Source organism: Maridesulfovibrio salinus (assembly GCF_055394525.1).
Map to the genome: position 1 here is coordinate 2498778 of NZ_AP042461.1, position 20001 is coordinate 2518778.

14 protein-coding genes and 1 tRNA gene are annotated in these 20001 nt (G+C 48.4%); 11 read left to right on the plus strand and 4 right to left on the minus strand.

Features of this window, described 5'->3' with window-relative positions; all coding sequences use genetic code 11:
- The first annotated feature begins 102 nt into the window (after positions 1 to 102).
- Genes ACZ5PW_RS11440 through ACZ5PW_RS11450 form a run of 3 tightly spaced genes read left to right on the plus strand, consistent with a single transcriptional unit; the run spans position 103 to position 9329 of the window.
- Positions 103 to 990 (plus strand): hypothetical protein, encoded by an 888-nt coding sequence (locus ACZ5PW_RS11440; RefSeq protein ID WP_464553556.1) that lies wholly within the window; start codon positions 103 to 105, stop codon positions 988 to 990.
- Between the two features lie 9 nt (positions 991 to 999).
- Complete coding sequence (locus ACZ5PW_RS11445) at positions 1000 to 2142, plus strand: hypothetical protein (protein WP_464553558.1); 1143 nt, start codon at positions 1000 to 1002, stop codon at positions 2140 to 2142.
- Positions 2142 to 9329 carry a PLxRFG domain-containing protein gene (locus ACZ5PW_RS11450; RefSeq protein WP_464553562.1) on the plus strand — a complete coding sequence of 2396 codons (7188 nt, stop codon included), beginning with the start codon at positions 2142 to 2144 and terminating at the stop codon, positions 9327 to 9329. Before ACZ5PW_RS11445 ends, ACZ5PW_RS11450 begins: the two co-directional genes overlap by 1 nt.
- Positions 9330 to 9451: 122 nt before the next feature.
- Here the strand turns inward: ACZ5PW_RS11450 and ACZ5PW_RS11455 are convergent, their stop codons facing one another.
- Positions 9452 to 9664 carry a hypothetical protein gene (locus tag ACZ5PW_RS11455; protein ID WP_464553564.1) on the minus strand — a complete coding sequence of 71 codons (213 nt, stop codon included), beginning with the start codon at positions 9662 to 9664 and terminating at the stop codon, positions 9452 to 9454.
- A 146-nt stretch (positions 9665 to 9810) separates the two neighbouring features.
- On the opposite strand from ACZ5PW_RS11455, the gene ACZ5PW_RS11460 reads away from it, so the two are divergent.
- The gene (locus ACZ5PW_RS11460; RefSeq protein WP_464553566.1) at positions 9811 to 10386 is read left to right on the plus strand and encodes a helix-turn-helix domain-containing protein; all 576 of its coding nucleotides are present in this window, start codon (positions 9811 to 9813) and stop codon (positions 10384 to 10386) included.
- Positions 10387 to 10474: 88 nt separating this feature from the next.
- On the opposite strand, the gene ACZ5PW_RS11465 is transcribed toward ACZ5PW_RS11460, so the two are convergent.
- From ACZ5PW_RS11465 to ACZ5PW_RS11475, 3 genes are all read right to left on the minus strand, one after another.
- Positions 10475 to 10565: transfer RNA gene (locus ACZ5PW_RS11465), tRNA-Ser, on the minus strand.
- Between the two features lie 148 nt (positions 10566 to 10713).
- On the minus strand, positions 10714 to 11220 hold the full coding sequence (locus ACZ5PW_RS11470; RefSeq protein WP_464553567.1) for a nucleoside deaminase: 507 nt from the start codon (positions 11218 to 11220) through the stop codon (positions 10714 to 10716).
- A gap of 436 nt (positions 11221 to 11656) precedes the next feature.
- A complete protein-coding gene (locus tag ACZ5PW_RS11475; protein ID WP_464553568.1) occupies positions 11657 to 12466 on the minus strand; it encodes a phosphoribosylformylglycinamidine synthase subunit PurQ in 810 nt (269 codons plus the stop codon).
- Between the two features lie 290 nt (positions 12467 to 12756).
- On the opposite strand from ACZ5PW_RS11475, the gene ACZ5PW_RS11480 reads away from it, so the two are divergent.
- The 7 genes from ACZ5PW_RS11480 (at position 12757) to ACZ5PW_RS11510 (ending at position 20000) form a co-directional block, all read left to right on the plus strand.
- Positions 12757 to 14388 (plus strand): CTP synthase, encoded by a 1632-nt coding sequence (locus ACZ5PW_RS11480; protein ID WP_464553570.1) that lies wholly within the window; start codon positions 12757 to 12759, stop codon positions 14386 to 14388.
- A gap of 83 nt (positions 14389 to 14471) precedes the next feature.
- Complete coding sequence (gene kdsA / locus ACZ5PW_RS11485; RefSeq protein ID WP_464553571.1) at positions 14472 to 15284, plus strand: 3-deoxy-8-phosphooctulonate synthase; 813 nt, start codon at positions 14472 to 14474, stop codon at positions 15282 to 15284.
- Positions 15274 to 15795, plus strand: coding sequence for a KdsC family phosphatase (locus ACZ5PW_RS11490; protein WP_464553574.1), 522 nt, complete (start codon positions 15274 to 15276; stop codon positions 15793 to 15795). Before kdsA ends, ACZ5PW_RS11490 begins: the two co-directional genes overlap by 11 nt.
- Complete coding sequence (lptC, locus tag ACZ5PW_RS11495; protein WP_464553575.1) at positions 15796 to 16386, plus strand: LPS export ABC transporter periplasmic protein LptC; 591 nt, start codon at positions 15796 to 15798, stop codon at positions 16384 to 16386.
- Positions 16387 to 16478: 92 nt separating this feature from the next.
- Complete coding sequence (locus ACZ5PW_RS11500) at positions 16479 to 18038, plus strand: LptA/OstA family protein (protein ID WP_464553577.1); 1560 nt, start codon at positions 16479 to 16481, stop codon at positions 18036 to 18038.
- Positions 18039 to 18081: 43 nt separating this feature from the next.
- A complete protein-coding gene (gene lptB / locus ACZ5PW_RS11505; protein ID WP_464553579.1) occupies positions 18082 to 18804 on the plus strand; it encodes an LPS export ABC transporter ATP-binding protein in 723 nt (240 codons plus the stop codon).
- Between the two features lie 701 nt (positions 18805 to 19505).
- Entirely contained in the window at positions 19506 to 20000 is a 495-nt protein-coding gene (locus ACZ5PW_RS11510) for a cytochrome c3 family protein (protein WP_464553581.1), read from the plus strand.
- The last annotated feature ends 1 nt before the right edge of the window (position 20001 follow it).

A 20001-nucleotide genomic window follows, 5' to 3' on the forward strand; every position in this document is an offset into this window, starting at 1 on the left:
ATTATATCCGAAACAAATATGTATCCTTTTCTGCCGAAAGGCAACCCCTCATCAAAAACACCCCCTATTTGATTCCACAATAATCCGAACCCCGGAGGAATCATGGGATGGGACAGTCTTGGCAGTTGGGGTAGCCTCCTTTCTGGAGCTGCCGACCTAGCCGGAACCGCCTACCAAATGTATCAGGGCTCTCAAGCCAATGATACCGCAGCACAGTACTATAATGCAGCCGGAGATGCCGCAAAAGATCAGGTCGCTCTGAGCAAGGCTCAGTGGGCCCGATACAAAGATGTATACGGCCCACTTGAGGAGGCGCAGATCAAAGAGGCTTTGCTTGATATTGAGGCCTACCGCCCTGTCAAAGCCGCAATTCTTGACGAGACTCAGCGAAACATTGAGTTGTACCGCCCCATTGAAGATCAGATTGTTGAGGACGCTGAGCGGACCGGTGCGGAATTCGGGCAGGAATACGCGGCCCGGTCCAATGCTGATGTAAACCAGTCTTTCGGAAAGGTTCAGGCTATCAATACACGCAGCCTTGGCCGTATGGGTATCAATCCCAATTCCGGCAAATTTGCCAATACCAACAAATCCACAAACAACTCGCAGGCCCTTGCAATTGCAGGGGGGCGCACTGATGCATTCAGGCAGGGTGACCAGACAGCTTACAACCGTAAGACTAACGCTCTGAACTATCGCCGTGGCACTCCTATGGCTCAGATGCAGACCCCCAGTGGTAACGCGACTCTTAATTCTGCACTCTCCGGCCTTTCCTCTGGAGTGGCTAACACAGCGGCTCTTGCCGGAACTGCTGCGAATGCTGCCACGGCCAGTAATCAGACCGCGGGTTATATGTTTAACCGTGGAACGAACGCGCTCGGCAATGTTGATTGGGGCCGTATCGGAAGCAGTATCAGCGGAATGTTCTCGGGTGGCAGTTCAGGAGCATCACAAAAAGCAATTCAGACCGTTCCTACATTTCAGGTCTAAGGGGGAATCATGGGAACTTTTACAGGATCAGCACTAAACGGATTTGTACAAGGGCAGCGTCTTTATGATCAGGATGCGCGTATTGAAGAAAAGCACGATTGGGCTCGGGATGAGAATGTCCGCGCCGGGGATCGTCATAATTGGGCAGGGCAGACTCATCAGGCTTTGCAGACCCGCAGAGGTCTTGAAAACAGGGCCCTTGAGCGGGCAGAAAACGACGACCGAGAATACCGAGGGGCTTTAAATATATCCCCCGGCAAGATGCAGGCGCAGAAGGAAAACGACGCTCGTGCTGATGCACAGAAAGAGCGTGAACGTCAGCAGGACATGGCTCTTATGGCGCGTGGTTTTTTTCAGTTCGAAAGCTCTGGCGATCCGAATTTTCTTACCGGGGCTATGGGGCAAACCTTTTTGGGGAAAGGCAAAAGCTACACTCCTCAGTGGGATAAAGAGAAAAAGACTTTTTCCATTATCAACCGTGATGGGAAAGTGATCCTCAGAGCACAAGGCCAGACCCACGAAGATATGATGGACAAACTTCAGGATATGCTCATCACTGGTCTTTCCGATCCTGCAAACTACCTGAAAGCCCGGAAGGCCCAGCGTTCAGCTATCAACCTCGAAATACTCAAACACAAAAATGCCATGGACAAGGTAGGTAAGGAGAATGAAGGCAAGATTGCAGTTGAGAAACAGAAAGGTGCAAACCAACGCGCGTTGAAGGGCATGGACAGCAGCGATAAGGATACACTTGTTCTTCCTTGGGGCGAAAAGGTTCCCCGCGAACAGGCCGACAAAGAGATCCCTGAACTACTGAAGTTCATCAAAGAAGGCAGCAATAACAAGGGGCTTGCCGAGATGTTTACCATGGCTAGAGGAGGACAGATCAACCCTGATGATCTTTTCAAGGACGAAAAAGGGCAGCGACTTATTCAGTACGTTGAAGAGGTCGCCGCAGATGAAAGCAATCCCCGTGCGCAGAGATATGCTAACCGTGTACTTGCTTTGATTGACGCAAAATATGGCGCGCCTGAAGCTGACGGCTATGGAAAGAGGTCTGACGGCAACTTTCAGCAGTCCGGAGAAAAATCAAATTACGGACCCGTAAAGAAAAGGTTTAAGTACAACCTCCAAACTGGAGAGTTTGAATAATGTATGAAGTTGAAATGCCTGACGGTGTTGTTTTAGAGTTTCCTGATGGGATGTCCGAACATGATATGCAGATGGCTTCGCGAAAGTATTGGGATGGAGCGCAGGTCTCGAAAACTCTAGTACCCTCACCTCCTACTATTCAGCAGGCCCCTGAACAGTCGTTACTGGATAAGGTCACAGGCTTTTTTGATACCGGGCTTTCCGACAAAGAACGCGCACAATCCGCCATTGCCGTCACCAACGCAGAAGACCAAGGACGCAGACCTCACGAGTTTATGGGGCCTGATAGGAACGTGATAGCTGATGTCGCTTTGAACTTTACTCGTGGCGCATTGGCTGATGCTCCTGAAACTATGTTACGCGCTGGCCGTACATTGGGACTTGATACGGACGATGAAATTGAAGCAGTACAGGATTTCAGCAAACGCAACTTCCCGCAGTCTTTTCAAGCCTTAAACCAGCCTTTACGCAGAGATATGACAGAGGGGGCAAGCTCCAGCGCCGCAAGCATGGTAACTGGCATACCGGGACTTGCTGCCGGGGCCGTTGGTGGCCCGGTGGGCATGGCTACCGGCTATGCTACTTCCGGCGGAACTATCTATGGCCTGGCTGAATATGACCGCTTCATGGAAGAAGCCAAGAATGCAGGCCTGAACCCTGATGATGTGAAAGACGAAGCTATTCTCGCAGCGGTAACCGAAGGCGGGCTTGAAGGAGTCTCCAATCTGCTGGACATGGCTTTAATGAAAGTCGGTAAGCCCATCACCAGCGCGGCCGCAAATCGCCTGAAGCAGTTTGCTACCAGCTACGTTAACACCGTAGCGTCTGAAGTGCCCACGGAAATGACCCAGTCCGCAGCAGGGGTTGCTATACGCAATAAGGCGGGCTTCAAAGAGCAAAGTCCGTGGGAGGCGGCTAAGGCTTCAATTCGTCCCACACTGTTCTCCGGTGTCGGCTTTGCCGGAGCCGGAACTTTATCCAGAAGGCACAAGCCCATCCCTCAGGACAAGCCCACCGACCTGCTGAATGAAGACCTTGAAAAACTGGAAGAGAAACCAGTGCAGGCTATCAATCCTGAAAGCTTTGCTTCTGCTTCCGATTCTTTCGGCATGCCTGCCGGAGAATTTCAGTCGCACCCTGATTATGATCCGCTTGCAGCAGAGTGGGCAGCAAGGGAAAAGGAAAAACAAGGGATAGATAATTTTGTTTCAGACCGTGGCGCACCGAGGGCTTTTGTTGAGGAACCGCCCGCTTCCTCTCGGTTCCGTCCTGATTCTGCCTTGCAAGGGCGCATTGAACAGGAAATGAAATTCCGAGGTGGTTGGAGGCCGGAAAGCTTTGAGGATGCAGAGTCTTTGTCTCCTAAGACTGTAGAGCATCTTGCCCCTACTCCGGCAGAAGAGACTTATTCTCTGTCCGGCCCTGATGCCTATGTTGAACCCGGCAGCCCCAGAGCAATTAATATTCCCGGTTTCGGTGACAAGTACCGTGAGCAGCGGTTCCGTGAGTCTTCCGGCATGTTTGATGAACAAGCTCCGGAAGTACGGGAACACCCTAATTTTGATCCTCTCGAAGCTGAGTGGAATGAAAGGGAGCGCTCTCGCATTAACAGCCTTTCCTCAGCCGCCCATGAAGCTGCAACTTCCCCGGTCAATAATCTGCCTGAACCTACTCAGGCCCAGAAGGAAGCCGGGAACTATAAAAAGGGACATGCCCGTGTTTTGGGAATGGACATCACCATCGAGAACCCTGCAGGCTCCGAACGTTCCGGTAAGGATGAGTCAGGGAAAGGCTGGTCTGTTCAGATGCAGCACCATTACGGCTACATCAAGGGCACTGAGGGTAAAGACAAGGATCACCTTGATCTTTTCATCAAGGATGGGATTGAAGCGGATCAGCTTGAAAGCAAGCCTGTTTATGTGGTGGACCAGATCAATGAAGACGGCTCCTTTGATGAGCATAAAATCATGGCCGGATTTGAGAACGAGCAGGAAGCCCGGGCAGGATACCTTTCTAATTACGAGGAAGACTGGAACGGTCTTGGCGCAATTACCGAAATGTCGCCTGAAAAGTTCAAGGAGTGGATTAAGAAAGGGAACACTAAGCGGGCTGTGGGGTATAAAGGTCAGACTAGCAAATCCAAAATCATCCTTAGTCATAAAGGGTTACCTTTTGCTCCCAAGGGGGCGAAGATTGCTGCAACTGCGAGAAGTCGCAAAGAAGGTAAGCCGTATGTTCCAGTGGAATATGAACCGGGAAAGTGGGGCATACAGGAGGAAGTAGAAAAATCCAAAGAAGCTGAAACCTCAAGGGGAAGAGCTGACTTTCAACAAAGAAGAGAGTCACGGATTGATCGTCTTGAATCAAGAGCAGCAAAATCAAGAGCTAAATCCGAGCGTCTTTTTCATGAATCTGACTTGAGAGAGGATGTTTCGGGCATTCCTTTCGGGCAGCCTATTCTTGTTGGACATCATTCTGAGGGGAAACATCGAAGAGCCATTGAGCGTGCTCACCGTAAAATGGATCAATCTGTAGCTGAAAGAAAGAAGGCGGACACACTTGAACAAAGAGCTGAGTCCGCAAAATCAAGCACAGCAATTTTCTCTGACGACCCTGAAGCTGTAGTTAAGCTTAAGGAGAAGATTTCGGGTCTTGAGCAGGCTCAGGAGCGCATGAAAGCAGCTAACAAGGTTCTACGCAGCAAGAAACATGATGACACAATCAAGATCAAGCAACTTGTAGAACAAGGATTCTCTGAGTCAGAAGCCAGGTCTCTTCTTAAACCGGATTATGCCGGGCGAATCGGTTTTCCTTCTTATTCTTTAACCAACAATGCTGCCAAGATCAGAAACACCAAAAAGCGTCTTGAGCAGATGCAGGCTCAAGACTCAGTGACTACCAGCGAAACCAGATTTAATGGTGGAAGAATAGTAGACAACGCAGAAGAGAACAGGCTTCAAATTTTCTTTGATGACAAGCCGTCTGAGGAAATCAGAACTCGGTTGAAGCGTAGTGGTTTTAAATGGGCAAGGAGCTCTAAAGCATGGCAGAGGCATCGAAGCAATCAGGCCATGTGGCTTGCTGAGGATATCACTGGGGCTAACAAAGAAAGAGAAAACGAGACACCGTCCGACTTTCACAAGAAAGTAAGTAAATCTGAACAGGCTAAAATCCGCTTATCCTTCTCCAAGAGCAAATCCTCCACAGGCTCAACCGTATCCGAAGTACAGTCTGCCATTGCCGAACTGGAAGCCGCTGCAGTCAACTCCGGCCGAACTGAGGTTGTGCAATCTATTAAGGATCTGCCCCAGTATATCCAGGATGAATTTAATGAACAGGGTGGCGGAACACTTGAGGCGGCATACTCTGAAGGTAAAGTTTACTTGGTGTCCGACAGCATCCACAGCAACAAGCGAGCTGTTCAGCTTTGGCTGCATGAACAGGGGGTACACCATGGCTTACGCGGTTTCTTCAGCTCCAAAGAGTTAAAGCAACTCTTTAACAAGGTCCACCTTAGTGCAGCTAAGACTCCTATGTATAAGGCAATTGTCGACCTTTATGGGTTAGACATAAGTAAAGCGCAGGATCGTGAAATCGCGGCAGAAGAGTACCTTGCTCATATTGGAGAGAAGGTTAGCTCCGGCGAAGTCCTCAGCGGCCAGGAAAAAACTATCTGGCAACGGGTAGTTGAAATGTTCCGCCGTTGGCTTAACCAGCTTGGATTTTCTAAGGATGCCACACTTACTTATGAAGAAATTGAACAGACCGTGGCAGACGTCATTTCATGGACCGTGCATGGAACTGCAGGTCAGTATGATTTTACCGCGAGTCAGGCTGTTGCATACTCCAAAAAAGTAACTGAAGAACAGCTTGAAGCGGGGAGAGTGCTGCATGAAGACATGGAAGAGTGGGGGCGTCAGCTTGATGACTTTAAAGCTGGGAAGCTGAAGCCTCGCGACATTCTTCATGTCGGACAGACGCCGGAAGTTTTGAGAAAACTGGGGGCAAAAGATCTCCCTATGTCTATGAGACAGAAAATAGTAAAAAAAATCACCGGCGGAAAACGCGATATCCCCATCGACATACTTAAAGAGTTGCCTCGCCATATGGCTACCCCGGTCATGGTTTTTGATTCTGCAACCATGGCGAACAGTCTGGTAGTCATCACCGAGATGCAGCATGAAGGAAAGCCGCTTGTCGTTGCGGTTCACATGGACGTTCATGAAGGGCGCATCAATGTAAATGATGTTGCCAGTGTTTATGGCAAGGACGGCAATCCCGGAGCATGGGCAAGACGGCAAGCGGAAGAAGGCAGGCTCAGGTATCTGGACAAAAAAAGAAGCCCCGCATGGCTGCGGAGCTTTTCAGCCTCAAGAGGCAGAGATCAATCCAGACTCCAATTGTCTGGGGAGATGCACTCAAGAAGCTCTAGAAAGAAAATAATTACAGACAAAGACATTGTCAAGCCTGTTTTGCCCGGTGACGCGCTACGTTTTTCCCGTGGAGAGATGACAGTACAGCAAGTTCTTGAATCGGTTAACGAACCTGAAATTCGCAATTTTTTAAACGAGAAGGATTTGTCTGGATTGCAGGAGGTAACCAGCTTGCCGCACTGGATTGCAAAGCGGTTCCCTGAGTTTAAGAGAATCTACGAAGTTCAACTTGGCCGCATGGAAAAACGATCGGCCATGTTTAGCGATTCCCTTGCGGAGGTTGAGGACTTTTTTACCGACCTCAAGAAGACGGAACTTCAGGAAGTAACTGATATGATCTGGAAGCTTGACGGCGAAAAGATCAAGGAAGTCTCTGAAAGCAAGTTTGTGGCTTCCACGGATAAGGATGGCAAGAAGATACGTGAAAATGGACGGGTTGTACTGGAATCCAATCCTGAATTCTATGAGCAGTTTGAAAAGTGGCTCAAAACTCAGGGCATGAGTGATAAGGCAGAAAAGACTTTTATCCAAGTGCGCAAGTCTCTGGATAACGACTTTCTGCGGGCTTACAATGCTATGCGCCAGATGTCCGATATCAGCGACAATGACCTGGATCAGTTCCGGCAGCAAATCAACCACGTTCAGAACTACTTTCCCCATCATCGTTATGGGAAATACCACATAGCTGGGTATGAGACTGACGAAAGCGGCAAGAGGGTTTGCGTGTATCGAGAGCACTACGATGCTCCCAACAAACTATTCGCGGCTAAAAAATTTATAGAAAAGAGAGAGAAATTAAAAAAAGAATACCCCAACGCTGACTGGGGAAAGCCAGGGGAAAACCAAAAACTACCCGAAGAAGTTTATGGTGTCCCCATCGATACCAATGCCATGGAGCAGATTATAGCAACTGCCGCTTCCTCAATTGCCGATCCCGAGCAGGCCGGAGATGTCCGCAACAAGCTAATACAGGCTGTGTCCGATACTCTTAAGGCTCGTGGTTGGGGCAGCCACTCCATCGGCCGCAAAAATATTCCGGGCCATGAAACCGAAGATGTGCGCCGTATCCTCTACGACTACAAAGCGGGACTGACCGGCTGGCTGACCAAGATGGAAGCCAGTAAGGAAATGACCGGAGCTGTGGGCGAGATAAATGCCCGCAAGAATCCCAAGCTTTACCGGTACGCATTGACTTACGTACAAAATATGCTGCGTAACTCGGATAGCATTGACCGGGCTGTAGGTAATGTTAAATCTCTGGCTTTTGCCTGGTATCTGGGTGGCAATATAAAGACTGCAGCACTAAACCTTACCCAGAACATTATCAGTGGTGCGCCTCGTTTAGGTATGGAAACTAGCGCCGGAGGAGTTAAAGTCTTCAGCTCTGCGGCAAGTAGCATTGTTTCAGCTGTGAACGGTTCCAAAAACCTGAGCAAGGATGAACGGAAACTGCTGGATGACCTCTACAAAGAAGGGACTATCACCGAAGCTTTTCTTGATGAAATTCGAGGTGAAGTCTCAGGTATATCCGGTTCAAGGATGTGGAACAAGACCCTCAAGTGGCTGGGTATGCCTATGGCAATAGCTGAACGGTTCAACCGCGCAACACTTGCTCTCGCTGCGTACAGGGTTGCGCGTGATGGCCAGTTGAAGCGACAGGAGACAAAAGACGAACTCGGTATCAAGGCAGGAGAAAAGGCCACCTACGAGCAGTGCAAGCAGTTTTCAGAAACCATTGTAAACGATGCTCACTTTGTTTACGGCAAAGCTAATCTGCCTCAGCCCTTTCGTAGTTCGACTGCCGGCAGAATAGGCTCTGCAATGTATACCTTCAGAACTTTCAGCCACAATCTGCTTTCTCTGTGGAGCTGGATGCTCAAGACTCAGGGAGCTGAAGGTGCAAAGGCATTTGGCAAAAGCGTGGCCGGGACTGCTGTTCTTGGCGGCGTGACCGCACTTCCCTTTTACTACTCGGCTATGGCGATAACACAAGCTTTGACCGGAGACGATGACGACTGGACTGAAGAAATTCGCAAAAAGCTTCCTGAGCACGACCTTACACGAGACATTGTTTGCTACGGCGTTCCGTCTGTGGCTGGTATCAGCATGGGAGGTTCTTTGGGATTGGAAATGCCTCTTGCAAGACACATTGAGCCAGGGGCGAGTGCTGAAAGCATTGTTGCCGGGAACCTTGGAGAAATCCTTGGCATTCCGTGGGATTTGTTTGTTGTAAAGCCTGCACGGGTAGCCAAATACAATAGAGCGGGTGATGGCTTCCGAGCAGTTGAAGAAGTTGCACCCACTGTCCTTAAAAATATGATGAAGGCTTATCGGATGTACAATGAAGGACAGACCTCCGTATCTGGTAGACCCATCAATGAACCTGGGCAGGTCGGAGCGCGCAGACTTGAGCTCGGAGAAGCTATAAAGAAAGGTTTCGGCTTTCAGCCTCTGGAAAGTACCAAGAATTGGAATAACTACCGGGCGCGTTCTATTTCCAGCAAACTGCGGAAAGACAAACTTGCTAACCTTTCAAACAGGCTTATCCGAGCAATTCGGGATAGCGATCGTGAAAGAATGATTGATATCTTTGATGATCTGAACCAATGGAACAAAGCCGCAGCTCAGGATAAAAAAGCATGGTTATTAATCATGCCCACTGACCTTAGTCGAGGTATCAAATCCAGAGCAAAGGCTCGTGGCGTTGGTGAGCGAGAGTTGTTCCGACTGTATGAACAGATGAAAGCGGAATAAAAATTAACTGCCTCTTGAACCAACCCGCTTAACAACATATAAACCGGGACGGGTAGCGTTTGTATCCGTCCCCTTGACAATCCCCGGTTGGCGTTGTGCTGACCGGGGATTGTTATGTGTCTTCAAGATGCTTTTTGTATTTCTCGTAATGAGGCCTGGCTATTGACGCCTGCCGCATTGAGAGCCTTAAGGCCTTCAGATATTTTAGTGCACACCACATCAAGGGCAGCAGCTTCATCTGTAATATCATCAACTTCTAACACCCGTTGAACAACTTTCAGGATGTGAATACCTTCTTTCATTTCTACAAGATGATCTTCAAGTGTTCTATTCACAACAGTACCTCCCCTATTCAGATTCAAATTTTGGTCAGTTCATCAAGTTAAGCTATAATTAGAACTGTGTTAATATTTTGTCAATAATTATAAAGACTTCACATGAGGTGAAGAACTTCACATTTTGTGAAGTTTTGGGGGCGTACTTGGGTCAGATTAAACACTACTTAGGCAAGTCATCTTGGTATGGCATGCTATACTCGGAGAGCCGAATTGAATTATGCAATCCAGCCTTGATGGAGCTCTTAGGCCAGCATTATCCTGAAGGTTTAGAAGATATTTTTGGAGACGGATCTGAACGGGTGCGCAGCTTACTTGAAGAAGCGCAGCAGAAGAACAAACAGGTTTCAACCGGGCTTCAAGCTGATTTTGGCAATGGGTTGGTCCCCATTTTCATTGAAGCAACATGTATAACAGATGAAGACAAACAGATTTTTGTAATTTTTTTCCGTCCGGTCTTTCAGTTGTGTCGATTGATGAAGTCTCAGCTCATAGAAACTGAGATTCATGACGGTGAGGAAATCATCAGGAGAATGAAAAGCTGTTTGGGTATTAAATCAAATCGAAGACTTGCCAAATGGCTAGGTGTTCGCGAGTCGGCAGTCTCAGCTGTGATCGGTGGGCGAGAGGTTCCATTTAAATGGCGCTGCATGGTCTGTGAACAGACTGGGGTGAGTTATCATTGGTTAATGTATGGGATGGGTGAAGGACTGCGTTTTTGAAATCAATCACCTATGAAATCACCTATTGAAGGTCTTATTCAAAAAGAAAAGGGTTTAGGTAATTACTCCTAAACCCTTGTTTTTATTGTGGCGGAAAGGGTGGGATTCGAACCCACGTATGGTTTCCCATAACTCGATTTCGAGTCGAGCGCGTTACGGCCGGACTTCGCTACCTTTCCGCGATAAAAAAGACCGACTCCGGCGTTGTGCGGCCTTTGAGGGGAAAATTTATAGCTGTTCTTGAGTGGATTAGCAAGCTGAAATTAAAAGGTAATATCTAGAAAATCCAATCCTGTGTAATGTGGGCTGTGTCTCCGCAAAATGTGCTTACTTTCTGCGTTGCAAAAAGAAGCTCTGCAAAATTTCCTTGCATTCCTGTTCGCAGACTCCACCTATGGTCCAGAACTTGTGGTTGGCAAAAGTCAGTTCTGTTCCTTCCAGATTGGACACCACCGCCCCGGCTTTGGGGTCAGGAGCGCCGAAAACAACTCCGCCCACCCGGGCATGGATGATTGCTCCAAGACACATGATGCATGGCTCCAGAGTAACAACAAGAATACAGCCGCGTGGTAATCGATAATTATTCAGCCTCTTGCAGGCATGGCGGATGCAGTTGATCTCGGCATGTCCGGTGGGATCATTTGCGGTTAGCGGGTTGTTGTTGCCCGTGCCCAGCAACTTTCCATCAGCAGAGAAAAGGGCAGCACCGATAGGAACCTCATCAAACTTGCGGGCCTTGAACGCCTCGCGGATGGCGACGTCCATCATGGTACGCCATGTCTGGCCTTGCGGCGGATCGGCTGGCGGGGAACCTCTGGTAATAATTTTACTCATGAATGAGATTGTTCCTTGGGGGCATCAGCAGCCCAGAAGGGCAGGCTTTGTAGCGCTTTGAGCTTTTGTTGATTTGGCAGAACGGCTAACCCTCTCTGCGCTCCATATCCATATGAATCGAGCAGGGTGCTATCGCTTAAAGACTAGTAGCCATCTGCTCTCTTAAGATGCTTTAGTTTATAGTTTTTAATACTTCCTGAAAATAAAAATTGGGAAGAGTTATAAAAACTCTCCCCAAATTAATTATCAATGAAGTCGTGTCTTACAAAGCGGCGAAGCCTTATCAAAAGTTATTGAAGAGTCCAGAGAAACTTTTTTCACCAATCCGCAGGAAAGCGGATTTGGAAGTTGCTTATAGCAACTCCCCGAAGGGGTGAGCCTCAGGACGAGGCGAATCAAAAAGTTTCTTTGGTCCCCGAAGGGCCTCCGGAGGCAACTACAAGGACTTGAGATACTTCACGCCACCTTCGAGCAGTGCGAGTCCGAGAGTGGGGATATTTCCACGGGTCCACTTGGGATGGTTTGTGGGGTGGTTGAATGCTTCTGGGTGCGGCATGAGACCGAGAATACGTCCTGTAGGATCGGTCAGACCTGCGATACCCAGGGGAGAGCCGTTGGGGTTGGCAGGGTATTCCATGGTCATTTCACCGGATTCTGGATCTATGTACTGCAGGGCGTGCAGGTTGTTCTCAACGATTTTATCCAGCATGGCATCATCGGCGGGGATGATTTTACCTTCACCGTGACGGACAGGCACGTTGAGAGTGTCGATCTCTTTGGTGAAAACGCAGGGGGAATCGGGGTTGGCTTTGAGATGCACCCAGCGGTCTTCGTATTTCGCGGAATCATTGTAACTGAGCGATACCTGACGGGTGAAGTATTCACCGCCCACCGCAGGCAGCAGACCGAGTTTAACGAGAAGCTGGAAGCCGTTGCATATTCCGAGGATGACGCCGCCGTCATCAAAGAACTTCTTGATCTGATCCACCAGCGGAGTGCCGTCAGTGGTGTGAGCGTGCTTCCAGCGGAGAGCGGCGGCCTGTGCGGCCCCGAGATCATCTCCGTCAAGAAAACCACCGGGGAATATCAGGTAGTTATAGCCTTCCAGAGTCTGTTTTCCTGCTGCGAGATCGGAAAAATAGGTGACATCCACTTCATCCGCTCCGGCCTTGCGGGCGGCGTGCGCGGACTCCTCTTCACAGTTGGTTCCATAACCGGTGATGACCAAAACTTTAACGCGGGCCATATATTTTTGTCCTCCAGATGTTGACAATCGAAATATTACGAGACTATTTAAGCCGTGTTCAGAAGAGAGGAACATAATTGCGGGTCAGCTTCCCGTCAACAGTCTATATTCCTCAGGACGTACCGCTAACACAATTTTATACAGCCGGATACGCCTGAATACAAGACTGTTCGCGGGTATGGTCCTTTTTTGTGTTTTTTTCACGGATACCGACTTTATTCGCTGTTCAATTTGTTTTATGTAACAGCGAGATTTTAAAATAAATTGTCCGCCACGGGACGGGAGCTTTCATGAAAACCAAATTTATATTCATCACCGGGGGCGTTTTGTCCTCACTGGGTAAAGGTCTTGCCGCCGCATCTATCGGCGCGTTGCTCAAAGCCAGAGGGCTTACTGCAACAATCCAGAAGCTCGACCCTTATATTAATGTTGACCCCGGAACCATGAACCCTTTCCAGCACGGGGAAGTTTACGTGACCGATGACGGAGCGGAAACCGACCTCGACCTTGGCCATTATGAGCGTTATCTGAATGTTCCGCTCAGCCAGAACAACAACTTCACTTCCGGACGTGTTTACCACAATGTTATTACCAAAGAGCGCCGCGGCGATTACCTTGGCGGTACTGTGCAGGTTATTCCGCATATTACCGACGAGATCAAAAATGCTGTTCTTGGAGTAGCCAAGGACGAGGACGTGGCCCTTATTGAAATCGGCGGAACAGTGGGTGATATCGAAGGTCTGCCTTTTCTGGAGGCCATCCGTCAGCTGCGTTCCGAACTGGGCAGCGAGAATGTTCTTTATATTCACCTGACTCTCGTTCCTTATCTTAAAGCTGCGGGTGAAGTTAAAACCAAGCCCACACAGCACTCTGTGAAAGAACTGCGCAGCATCGGTATTCATCCCGATATCATTATCTGCCGTAGTGAAGTGGAACTGGAAGAAGACATCAAACGCAAGATCGCTCTTTTCTGCGATGTTGACCGTGATGCAGTATTCACTGCTGTGGATGTTGAATCTATTTATGAAGTTCCTCTTTCTTTTTATAATGAAGGACTGGATCAGAAAATTGCCATCCTGCTGAAGCTCCCGGCTAAAAATTGCAAACTTGAGCCATGGAAAGAGCTGAATTATAAATTGAAGAATCCTCATGGAGAAACCACAATTGCCATTGTCGGTAAATATGTGGATCTCAAGGAAGCATATAAATCCCTGCATGAAGCCCTGATTCACGGCGGTGTGGCGAATGATGTCAAAGTCAACCTGCGTTACGTGAATTCTGAGGAAATCACCCGTGAAAACGTCAAGGAAAAACTGGCGGGCTGCAACGGTGTGCTGGTTCCCGGTGGATTCGGAACCAGAGGTGTTGAAGGAAAGATCGCGGCAATTGAGTATGCCCGTGTGAACAAGGTTCCCTTCTTCGGCATCTGCCTTGGAATGCAGTGTGCGGTTATTGAATTTGCCCGTAATGTCATGGGCCTTGAGGAAGCCAACTCCGAAGAGTTCGATCCTAAAGGAACCAACAATGTTATTTATCTGATGAAAGAATGGTTCGACTACCGCACCGAGAAGACTGAGTGCCGCTGCGAAGAGAGTGACAAAGGCGGAACCATGCGTCTTGGCGCTTACCCTTGCAAGGTCGTTGAAGGTACTAAAGCCATGGACGCTTACGGTAAGGTTGAAATTCAGGAACGCCATCGTCACCGTTACGAGTTCAACAAAGAGAAATTTGCTGATCAGCTGGTTGAAGCCGGTCTGGTTCTCAGTGGACTTTCCCCCGATGAAACTCTGGTTGAGATCGTGGAAGTTGCGGATCATCCCTGGTTCCTCGGTTGCCAGTTTCACCCTGAATTCAAGTCCAATCCCATGAATGCGCATCCGCTGTTCAGGGATTTTATCAAGGCCTCCCGCGACAATATGTAGTCGCAATACATAAAATAATTACGGTTGGCCGGGAGCGGAACTGTTCCGCTCCCGGCCTGACCGATATCTGGAGGGTGTTTATTTTGACCCCCGATGAACTTTATCAGAAAAGCCTGGCAGGTCCGTTTATTCTGGCCGGACCCTGCGCATTGGAAACCATAGATGTCGCTCTGCGCTCCGCTGAAGTGCTTGCAGACATCGCCGACCGTTTGAATGTGACGGTTATTTTTAAAAGCTCTTTCGACAAAGCCAACCGCACTTCCATTACTTCTTTTCGCGGTCCCGGTATGGAGGAAGGGCTTAAGTGGTTGCAGCGGGTGAAGGACGATACCGGACTTCCTGTTGTCACCGATATACATACCCCGGATCAGGCAACGGAAGTCGGCGAAGTTGCCGATGTGATCCAGATCCCGGCCTTTCTCTGCCGCCAGACTGATCTTCTTGTGGCTGCCGCCAATACCGGTCGTGTTATCAATGTGAAAAAAGGGCAGTTTCTTGCCCCCTGTGATATGAGTCATGTTGTTAACAAACTTCGTGAAGCTGGAAATGAACGTATCTGGCTGACCGAGCGCGGTGCATCATTCGGCTACAACAATCTGGTAGTGGATATGCGCTCCATCGCGATTATGAAATCTCTTGGATGTCCCATTGTTTTCGATGCTACGCATTCTGTGCAGCTTCCCGGTGGACTTGGCGGCAAATCCGGTGGGCAACGCGAGTATGTTCCCGTGCTTTCCCGTTCAGCTGTTGCCGCGGGCGCATCCGGTGTTTTCATGGAAGTCCATCCCGATCCTGATTGCGCTCTGTGTGACGGCCCCAACAGTTGGCCGCTGGACAGGACGGAAGACCTGATCAGGGATCTACTTGCCGGATGGAGCGTTGATTATGTCTGCTAGAAAAAGAGCCGAGAAGATCAAACTGCTGATTCTTGATGTCGACGGTGTTCTTACTGACGGCGGGCTGTATTACGATCACGAAGGTAACGTAACCAAAAGGTTCAATGTTCAGGACGGACTGGGTATCAAGTTTGCGCAGCAGGCCGGACTGGAACTTGCTGTTATCACCGGCCTTAATCACGGCGCGGTGGAGAAGCGGGTGACCGAACTGGGGATTACCGAATATTATCCGGGACAGAAAGAAAAGCTTCCCTTCTATGAAAAGCTGCTGGCCGATAAAGGTTTGACTGATGAAGAAGTCGCCTACATTGGCGATGACTGGATTGATGCTCCGGTCATGGTTCGTGTCGGTCTTCCCATGGCTGTCAAGAATGCCCAGCCTGAAATTTTCGGTATAGCAGGTTGGATTTCTTCCAAAGAAGGCGGGCACGGAGCTGTGCGCGAAGCTATCTCATTTATTCTGACCGCGCAGGGTAGGCTTGATAAAATCTGGAAGGAGTGGGCAGGCTAAATGGCCCTTGTCCGTTATATTTTTTATTTTGCACTGGCTCTCCTGCTTGGAGTTTCCGCCGGGACAATGCTGGGCAAAAAATATGGTCCATATCCGCATATGGCCCGTTCTTCCGTTGAGCGTCCTATACTGTCCGACCAGAATCAGGCCGACATTTCAGCTGAGGAAATAGAACTCATACAGGGTACTGGCGGGGATGTGGAATGGATTCTCCGTGCCGGAAGTGCCGATTATGATCAGGAAAAAGGTCTGGTCATTGCCGATAAGCCCAGAGTGACTTATTACCTTGGTAGGGACCGCAAGGAAGTTTTTGTAAAAGCCCTGCATGGGGAAGTGAGCCAGAAAGGAGAGGGTCTCAAGCTTTGGGATCAGGTGGAAGGCCATTACGGTGAAATGGCTCTTAAGGCCGAACGATTGAATTTTAAGCCAAATGAGAATCTTCTTTTTCTTGAAGGTAATGTAAAAGTTCAGAGTCCCACAGCATTTATCTCTTCAGACAGGGTGAAAGTTGACCTTCTCACCCGTGAAATAATGATTGAAGACGGCATGGAAGCCCTGATATCACCAAATATGTTGGCAATGCCCGAATAAAGCGGATCTAAACAGAAGCGAGCATCCATTTGACTAGCATCTTTTTTAATATTTCATTGTCACGCGTCCGATCAGCGGCGGTAGTTTTTCCGGTGCTGCTCTGTCTCGGCCTTTTCATTGTCCTTACCACTGCAGACTATTCCGGTGCTGAAGGGGAAAATGCACTTAAGATTGCAAAATCCATAGCAAACGTGCGTGCTGAGCCGAGTCTTAATGGTGATGTTGTGTGGGTCCTTTCACCCGCCCAGAGCTTCAGGACAGGTCAGAAGCAGGGGGGATGGTACCCGGTTTATCCTGCTGCTGCGGAAGAAGCAGCCGAGCCTGTCGGTTATATTTCAGGAAAAGTGATTGTTCCGGCCGCAGCAGACAGTCCTGTTGTTGACTGGGGAGATGTCCGCTATGTCGGTAAGGATTTGAAGTATCACCTTGAACGCACTGTAAAATCCTCGACAGGGGGAATGCTGAAGTCCGGGGATAAAATCAAGGTCGGTTTTCTGCGTGACGGATGGTATGCAGTGTTCAAAGGTGATACCGTGGTTACTTCCGAGGCGGATGCTATCGGGTATGTCCGAAAAGATGATGTGGATATAGATATTGAAGACGCCCGCATCCGTTACGCTGTACGGAAGATTCATGTGATCGAAAAGCCCACCGCAGGTTCTAAGGCTGTAGGAATTTTAAGCCCCGGACACCGTGCTCAGGTAGGATCGGAAAAGGGCGGAATGTACGCTCTTTACCGTATTGATACCATAGTTGAAAAAAATACTCCGGTATGGGGATATGCCTGGGGACCCTTTCTGGCTGCTTATCCAAAAAATTTAGAAAAAGCACAGATGGCGGGGATTGATGCCCGAAAGGCAGAAATTGCCGCGGCTGAAATGCAGAAGAAAAAAGCAGCTGAAGAAAGGGAAAATGAGCTGGCCGCGATGGAAGAAGCCATGCAGGAGATGCTTGATGCTCCCATCCAGACTAAGACCATGTATTCCATGGCGGTGCTGAATGTTCGTTCCGAGCCAAATGCCAAGTCCCTTATAGTTGACAAGCTGGAAGTAGGTGAAGCCGTTACTGTCGGCGCACAGGAAGGTAAGTGGTACCCGGTATTCAAATCTTTGCCGGGTAAGGAGCCCGAACGAGTGGGGTATGTTTACGGAACTTACCTGCAGGCCGATCCCCCAGCTGAAAAGAAGGATGATAAGCCCCGTAAAAAGCGTGTTCCCGGCGGACCTGATGAAGTTCCCATCAAGATAACTTCCACCAAAATGACTTTCAGCGAGAACCGCAACCGTATTACCTTCGCCGGTAATGTTAAGGTTGTAAGACTCGATGTAACCCTTACTTCCGAGGAGTTGACCGCGTTTCTCAGGCCTGAAGGGGATTCGTTGACCGATACTCAGGACAAGATAAAAAAGATTGTGGCGTCCGGGAATGTTAAGGTAGTCATGAAAAACCGCAAAGGTGACTGCGATAAGTTGACTTACGTTGTGGCTGATTCCATTATTTTGATGGAAGGCAATGCCAGACTTCAGGACGGCCCCAATTTAGTTCAGGGTGAAGTTATCAAGTTTTATATCAAAGAGAATCGCTCGGAAGTGGTAGGTGGAAACAAGCCTATTGAGGCTATTTTCTATACTCCCAAGAATGTAGGTGAGTAGATGAGGCCTACTGGTTGTACTATTGCCGGCCGACAGGAGTTACATGTCATCAATTATCGCTAAGAAACTGGTCAAGTGCTACGGACCCAAGGAAGTTGTCCGTGGCATCAACCTGACTGTGCGTGAGGGTGAGGTCGTAGGACTTCTTGGGCCCAACGGCGCGGGTAAGACCACTACTTTTTATATGCTTGTCGGAGTGGTAAAGCCTACTTCCGGCGAGGTGTACTACAATAAAAAGCTGATTACCCGTCTTCCGCTGCATGAGCGCGCGCGGATGGGGGTCAGTTATCTTCCGCAGGAAAGTTCTATTTTCAAAAAACTTTCCGTACGCAAGAATCTTGAAATCATCATTGAACATACCGGCTTGTCCGGCAAAGCTGTCGGGAAGCGGGCGGATGAACTGCTGGATCAGCTTAACATCCTGCGCCTTGCAGACCAGAAAGCCATGTACCTTTCCGGCGGTGAACGCAGACGTCTTGAAATAGCGCGGGCAATGATCAACAATCCCAGCTTTATCCTTCTTGATGAACCTTTTGCCGGGATCGATCCCATTGCGGTTATAGATATTCAGGACATTATTTCGTCCCTGAAAGAAATGGGTATGGGAATCCTGATTTCGGACCATAACGTGCGTGAAACTCTTTCCATCTGTGACAGGGCATATCTGGTGTACGAAGGCCGGGTTATTCTCAATGGCTCACCGGAAAGTATTGTAAAAAATACCAAGGCGAGAAGGCTTTATCTGGGAGATTCATTCAGTTTATAACTGTGCTTTGAGCTTCTATATATTTTTTTACAGGGAGTTGCTTGATGCAGCTCCTTTTTTTCGTCGAATTTTATGCTGAGATTTTTTTTACTTTGATATTGTCCGCCTGGTTGTGATTAGTGGAACAAATCCGTTTCGCAACCAATTTCTTACAAGCCTCTGAGTGATTATCCTTTGGTGATGGAATTCCGCTGAAGATGGCACTGATCGTGAGTGCAGATATTAAGATGGAATGTTCTGATGCGGAAATCACGGTTTTATTTATATTGCTAATAATTAATCGCAAGAAACGTGTATTTCCCTTCTCCAGAGAAGAGTATTGTTACCATTCAAATAAAAAGTGTGTCTGTATCGAAAAAATATTAAGCTTTCGAAAAATATTATTGGTGCTAATTGACTGTTGATTGCAGGTATCCGGGGGTTGTTTTAATGTTGAAGGTGTGACTATTAACAGTCGCTGATACATTTTTAACTGTTTGGATGGGCAAAATTAAGGTTGTTATATGTTTTTGCATTGAATCAATATTATTTGGATCTTATTTTACAGTCTTTGAATTTGTGTGAAAATTTTCTCAATGTCGCTTTTGTAGTTCGTCAAATGTTTGGTCTGTTTAATTGCAGAGCATATACATCTCCTCATTTTTATTGAAATAATCGTGGATTTTGATTACTAAGTTACGACTTTCATGAGGAGGAATAGAATGAAGACGAATTTTCTGTATGTTGGGATGGCAGTGGTTTTTGCCATTCTCGTAATTATTTATGCAACCACCACCAGCAATCTGAGTGAGGAGATTGCTAGCATTTCCGAAGACAAGCCTGTTGCTGTCAAGGAAGAACTGGTTGTAAGGTTTCCCATCAATCTCGAATTCCAGCGTCCCGAAGCTCTTAATAAAGTCCGCTTCGCTCTGGTTAAATTCTCACATTTCGACCATCAGGACGTAAACTGTGTGAAGTGTCACCACACTTGGGATGGACAGTCTCAGATTAAAAGCTGTGCTGCTCCCGGATGTCATGACAACATCAAGCGCAAGGCCAAGCCTAATTCCTACTTCAAGGCATTCCACACCCTTTCCAGCGACACTAGTTGCCGTGGTTGTCACGTGAAGATGAACAAAGCGGGCGAGACTGACATTGCTACCGCTCCTTGTGCAAACAACGCTTGTCACCCGAAAGTGGAAAGACCGCACAACTAAA